6 protein-coding genes are annotated in these 5759 nt (G+C 66.7%); 3 read left to right on the plus strand and 3 right to left on the minus strand.

Annotated features, from left to right (window positions below):
- Together ACRDUX_RS28140 and ACRDUX_RS28145 are read left to right on the plus strand one after the other, a co-directional pair.
- The coding region (locus ACRDUX_RS28140; protein ID WP_526418680.1) for a Rieske (2Fe-2S) protein at positions 1-618 on the plus strand (618 nt) is incomplete at its 5' end.
- A gap of 75 nt (positions 619-693) precedes the next feature.
- Positions 694-1029, plus strand: a complete 336-nt coding sequence (locus ACRDUX_RS28145; protein ID WP_526418681.1) for a hypothetical protein — start codon at positions 694-696, stop codon at positions 1027-1029.
- Between the two features lie 93 nt (positions 1030-1122).
- Here the strand turns inward: ACRDUX_RS28145 and ACRDUX_RS28150 are convergent, their stop codons facing one another.
- The 3 genes from ACRDUX_RS28150 to serS are packed head-to-tail and all read right to left on the minus strand — an operon-like array spanning position 1123 to position 4239.
- A complete protein-coding gene (locus tag ACRDUX_RS28150) occupies positions 1123-2115 on the minus strand; it encodes an MOSC domain-containing protein (RefSeq protein WP_526418683.1) in 993 nt (330 codons plus the stop codon).
- Between the two features lie 17 nt (positions 2116-2132).
- A complete protein-coding gene (locus tag ACRDUX_RS28155; RefSeq protein WP_526418685.1) occupies positions 2133-2945 on the minus strand; it encodes a DUF5718 family protein in 813 nt (270 codons plus the stop codon).
- A gap of 40 nt (positions 2946-2985) precedes the next feature.
- Entirely contained in the window at positions 2986-4239 is a 1254-nt protein-coding gene (gene serS / locus ACRDUX_RS28160; protein ID WP_526418687.1) for a serine--tRNA ligase, read from the minus strand.
- 127 nt (positions 4240-4366) lie between these two features.
- On the opposite strand from serS, the gene ACRDUX_RS28165 reads away from it, so the two are divergent.
- Positions 4367-5759 (plus strand): septum formation family protein (locus ACRDUX_RS28165; protein WP_526418689.1); only part of this gene is annotated, 1393 nt, incomplete at its 3' end.

The following is a 5759-nucleotide window of genomic DNA, read 5'->3' on the forward strand; positions in this document are numbered from 1 at the left end:
CGGATGGCGCCCGTGCTGGCCGCCGAGAAGGCCCGCTGGGCACCCACGGCCGGCGAGTCGCTGCTCGACCCGCTGCGGGCCAAGTTCGAACCGATCATGTTGCAGAGCGATCAGATCTGCGACGGCATCGGCTACCCCGTGGAGCTGCGCATGGGGCCGGAAACCGTGGTACTGGACTTCCCGAAACGCGCCGTGCGCGAGGCGATTCCGGATGAGAAGTTTCGATACGGCTTCGAGATCGCTCCCGAGCTGGTCCGCACGGTGCTGCGCGACGACGAGCCGGACTGGGTGAACACCATCTTCCTGTCGACCCGCTTCAAGGCATGGCGGGTCGGGGGTTACAACGAGTATCTGTACACGTTCTTCAAGTGCCTGACCGACGAACGTATCGCGTACGCGGATGGCTGGTTCGCCGAAACACACGACGACTCCGCATCGATCACGTTGGACGGCTGGGAGATTCAACGCCGGTGCCCTCACCTGAAGGCGGATCTGTCGAAGTTCGGCGTGGTGGATGGAACCACGCTCACGTGCAACCTGCACGGCTGGTCGTGGAATCTGACGAACGGCCGATGCCTGACGTCCAGGGGTCATGAGCTGCGGAGCTCGAAGGCGTGACTCAAGCCGAAGACGATCGCGAGTGAGGATCGCAGCGAGGAACGAGCGAGGACCGGAGCGAGCGGGAGTCGAGCCATGACCGGGCCCGATCTTCAATACGACGACGGTCTGATTCAGCTGGACCGCCAGGCGATCACCTTGCGCCGCTACCACTTCCCGTCGGGCACCTCGAAGGTGATCCCGCTGCGGGCAGTGCGCGGCTACCGGACGGAGCCACTCGGTCTGGTGCTCAACCGATTCCGGATCTGGGGCAGCTGGGACATGCGGCGCTGGCTTCCGCTGGATGTCTGGCGACCGATCAAGACGACGTTGGTCACGCTCGACGTGACCGACACGCACCCGAGCCCCGCCTTCACCCCGTTGCGAGTCGAGGAGTTCACCGCCGTGCTCGACGAGTTGCTGAGCGACTGACAAGCATCCACGCGGAGTTTCACGAGATCGGCACCAGGGCTGCGAAAAGCGACCCGACAGCGACCATGACGCAGAAATCGCGATACGCGTCGACTAGCTCTTCTCGCGCAGAACAGTGGCCTCGAGCAGCCGCTGCGCCTGGCGCGTAGCCGCCTTGCCAACCGCCGACAGCGCGCGCTGAGCCGAATTCGGTTGTGACGCAGGCTTGACCAATACCACGTCGCCGACCCGCATCAGCCCGGGCCGTGAGACGTCGGCGTAGACCCCGAGGAACCGGTCGGTCCGGTCGACGAGACGGCGGGTCAGCGTGCGGTCGAGGTCAAGGCCGGGTTGCGGCCTCGTCGGCACGACGCAGCGAATGGTCGGGATCGTGACGTGCATTGTCGCCGAACCGATCTGGACGTCACCGCCTACCCACGCCGACTCGGGAAAGTCCGAATCTGGCTGCTCGACGTCGACGAGGACATTGGGCCGGAACCGCCGGACCGAATAGGGCTCGTCGCCCGCGGACAGCGACGCCAAGCTGACCGAGCTCATCAGGTGCACGGGCCCAAGATCGACGAAAGTACCAGGGGGCGTGGAGAATCGGGCCAGCGTCAAGATTTGCTTGGTGGTGAACACCGTCGTGTCTGGCAGCGCCTCGGACTCCGAGAGGCCGAAGTCGCGGCGCACCTCGGCGGCCGAGAAGTTGGCCTTCGTCTGCCGCAGCGAGAGCCGGTGTCTGCTGGTGTCGTCCGTTGGCGGCAGCGCCGTCAGCCGAACCTCGCGGCCGACCAGTTCGGAGAGTAGTCGGTGCACCTCGGTGTCCGAACTGCAGCACTCGGTGCCGTCGGGGAAGGTGATCGTGACCTCGGGCACGTTGCCCGGCCCTGCATCAGCGGCGGGTTCGGTGACGTAGGCGGCCGAACAGCCCAGCAACTTGGGCACGCGGCGAGCCGACGCGGTGATGTCGTTCTCCAGATCGCGTACCGCCCACAATCTATCGGCGTGAACGCCCCGCCGGTCGACGCGCACCTCGTCGATCTGATGTCCACCCATCGACTTCACCGGAAACCGCCACAGTTGCGATACCGTCACGTCTGACATCGGCCCTCCTGCCAGGATCAAGCTATGCGGGACGAAACCACTTGCCGCAGTTCGGAGAACGCGTCGGATTCGGTGTCGTAGACGCGCACGATCGCCTCGTCACCCGGCTGAAGGAACGTCGACTCGCCGAGCTCGGTGTAGCGCGTCGCGCCGATGCCGATCAAGAGGTTCGCCGGATGACCGGACGCAACCATCAATGCCCCGACGTCCTCGAGTGGCGTATCCGCCGACCCCTTCTGACTTGCGAGGCGCTCGGTGATCCAGTCGAGCAGCACCTCGCCGTAGTAGGAATAGCCGAGCAGGGGGCTGTCCACGCCGTAGGCATGCTCCTGACCGTCGGCGGTGCGCAGGTTGCACACCAGTCGAAGCGTCGACGTGGGGCCGTCCGGGGTCAGGTCACCGATGTCGAAGAACCGTGCGGCCGCCCCCTTGGACGCCGGACCCCAGTTCTTCTTGTGACTGATCTTCAGCGCTCCTGGCCGACGGATCGAGCAGTCGTTGAACGCCCCGAGCGCGAAGGGCTGCAGCGATACGACGGTGTCGCCCTCCCACGTCACGTGACAGGCCAGGCCGACCTCGGGCTCGATCTGCAGGTTGAGCGGCGTCTCACTCTCAGGAAGCAGAATGCTGTCGTGGGACAGTGGGAACTCGCCGAGGAAGCCGTCGTAACCCGGTGCGTACCAAGGGAAGATGCCCTTGGGCGCCTCCCCGTCGCTGGTGACGTTGACGAAGTCGGCCGCCTCGCCGGCCTGCTCGAGGTGGCCCGCGAAGTTTCCTGCGACGCCGAACCCGAACCAGGTGCGCAGTTCGGCCTCGTCCAGTTCAAACATTGCAAGCTCGCTCTTACTCATGATTCGCTCACGAGTTCGCTCATGGTGTCAGCACCGACCTTCCGACGTAGGGCACCAGCGCATCCGGAACACGGACGCTGCCATCCGGCTGCTGGTGATTCTCCAATATGGCCACCAGCCAGCGTGTGGTGGCCAGTGTTCCGTTCAGCGTCGCCGCGATCTGCGGCTTGCCGTTCTCGTCGCGGTAACGGGTCGAGAGCCGCCGCGCCTGGAACGTGCTGCAGTTCGACGTCGACGTCAGCTCGCGGTAGGTCCCCTGGGTGGGCACCCACGCCTCGCAGTCGAACTTGCGGGCCGCGGACGAACCCAGATCGCCTGCGGCGGTGTCGATCACCCGGTACGGCACCTCGATCAGAGCAAGCATCTGACGCTGCCACCCGAGCAACCGCTGGTGTTCGGCTTCCGCGTCCTCCGGCTTGCAGTAGACGAAGGCCTCCACCTTGTCGAACTGATGCACGCGGATGATGCCGCGGGTGTCCTTGCCGTAGCTACCCGCCTCGCGACGGAAGCACGACGACCACCCGGCGTACCGCCGGGGACCGTCGGAAAGGTCGATGATCTCATTGGAGTGGTAACCGGCCAGCGGAACCTCCGAGGTCCCGACGAGGTACAGGTCGTCGGCCTCGAGACGGTAGATCTCGTCGGCGTGCGCGCCGAGGAAGCCGGTGCCCGACATGATCTCCTGCCGCACCAGGACGGGCGGGATGACGAGGGTGGCGCCGTTCTCGGTTGCCAGTCGGGCCGCCAGCTGCAGGAGGCCGAGCTGCAGCAGCGCACCGAATCCGGTGAGGAAGTAGAAGCGCGACCCCGAGACCTTCGCGCCGCGCTCCATGTCGATCAGCCCAAGCGCTTCGCCGAGTTCGAGGTGATCCTTCGGATTCTCGATCGCCGCGGGTTCGCCGACGGTGTCGAGCACCACGAAGTCGTCCTCGCCGCCTGCGGGGACACCATCGATGATCACGTTGGAGATCGTCATGTGCGCCGCGGTGAACGCGGTTTCGGCGGCGGCCTGCGCGGCTTCGGCGGCCTTGACCCCCTCGGCCAGCTCCTTGGCGTGCGCCAGCAGTGCGGGCCGTTCGTCCGCGGACGCCGAGCCGACGGCCCTGCTCGCCGTCTTCTGTTCGGCCCGCAGATTGTCGGCCGCCGATATCGCGGAACGCCTCGCCGTGTCTGCTTCCAGTAGCACGTCCACGAGGGCGGGGTCTTCGCCGCGCGCCCGTTGTGACGCGCGCACCCTGTCCGGCGCTTCGCGCAGCAGCTTGAGGTCGATCACGAGGAAAACCCTACGTTCGGCACGTAGCGGGGGATCATCCAGGGGACCGGCAACTACCCACCCCGGGGCACAACCACATAACGTTACAACTGCATCTCTTGTCACACCGCCTGGCGCGCCTGTCACAATGGACCAGATGTTGGATGCACCTACGGCCACGGAGCTGGGCACGGACCGGGCGACGGACGAGGCTGGTGAGCCGTCGACCCGCCCGGCATGGTGGCGAAGTCTGCAGGCTGCCTCCACGCGCCGCGCACTGCTTCTGACGGCTCTTGGCGGCCTGCTCATCGCCGGTCTCATCACCGCCCTTCCCGGCACCGGGGACGGCAGGAACCCCATCGGACTCAACGCGGGCTCCTCAGCGCTGGGTGCGCGCGGCAACGCCACGTTCGACCACGCCAAGAGCGGCACCTGTCTGAACTGGCCGGAGCAGGTGCCCGACGCGGCGGCGATCGTCGACTGCAAGGACGAGCACCGGTTCGAAGTCGCCGAGACGATCGACATGAGGACCTTTCCCGGGACGGAATACGGCCCAGACGCCGCGCCGCCCACCGAGGCGCGCATCAAGCAGATCAGCCAGGAGCAGTGCCAGGCCGCGGCGCGCCAGTATCTCGGCGAGAGGTACGACCCCAACGGCCGGTTCAGCGTCAGCCTCGTCTGGTCAGGGGACAAGGCGTGGCGTCAGGCGGGCGAGCGGCGCATGCTGTGTGGCCTTCAACTGGCCGGCCCCGACAACCACCAGCTGGCCTTCAAGGGCAAGGTCGCCGACAGCGACCAGTCGAAGGTCTGGCCCTCGGGAACGTGCCTCGGCATCGACCCGGCCACGAACCAGCCGATCGACATTCCCATCGATTGCGCCAAGCCGCACGCCATGGAGGTCACCGGCGCGGTCAACCTCGCGGAGAAGTTCCCGGGCCCGGTGCCCCCCGACGGTGACCAGGACCAGTTCGTGAAGGACTCCTGCACCCAGATGACCGACGCCTATCTTGCGCCGGTCGAACTCCGCAAGACGACGCTGACGCTGATCTACAGCACCATCTCGCTGCCCAGTTGGACGGCGGGCAGCAAGCAGGTGTCCTGCAGCATCGGCGCCACCCTGGGCAACGGCGGCTGGTCCACACTGCTCAACAGCGCCAAGGGACCGTTGCTCATCAACGGTCAACCGCCCGTGCCGGTGCCCGACATCCCCCAGGACCGCCTTGAGCTGCCGCCGATCCCGCTGCCGACGGTGGACACCTCTTCGCAGGTGTCGTCGTCGCAGATCGACCTCAGCGATCAGGGCAGCCAGAGCACCCAGGGCAACCAACACCTGCCGGGACAGCAGCAGGCCGGGCCGTCGCAGACCCAGAGCACGTCGTCACCCACCAGCTCGGGTGAACCGACCCCGGTGCAGGGCAATACCTTCCTGAACGGACCGCCACCGCCCCCAGGACCGGGAACCGACGGGCAGGGCCCGCCACAGGACGGCGTCGCACCGCCCGTGGATGGCGATCCCGCAGCCGGGGCGCCCGCCCCTGCCC

This window comes from Mycobacterium sp., from assembly GCF_050701675.1.
In the GTDB taxonomy this organism is placed as follows: Bacteria; Actinomycetota; Actinomycetes; order Mycobacteriales; family Mycobacteriaceae; genus Mycobacterium.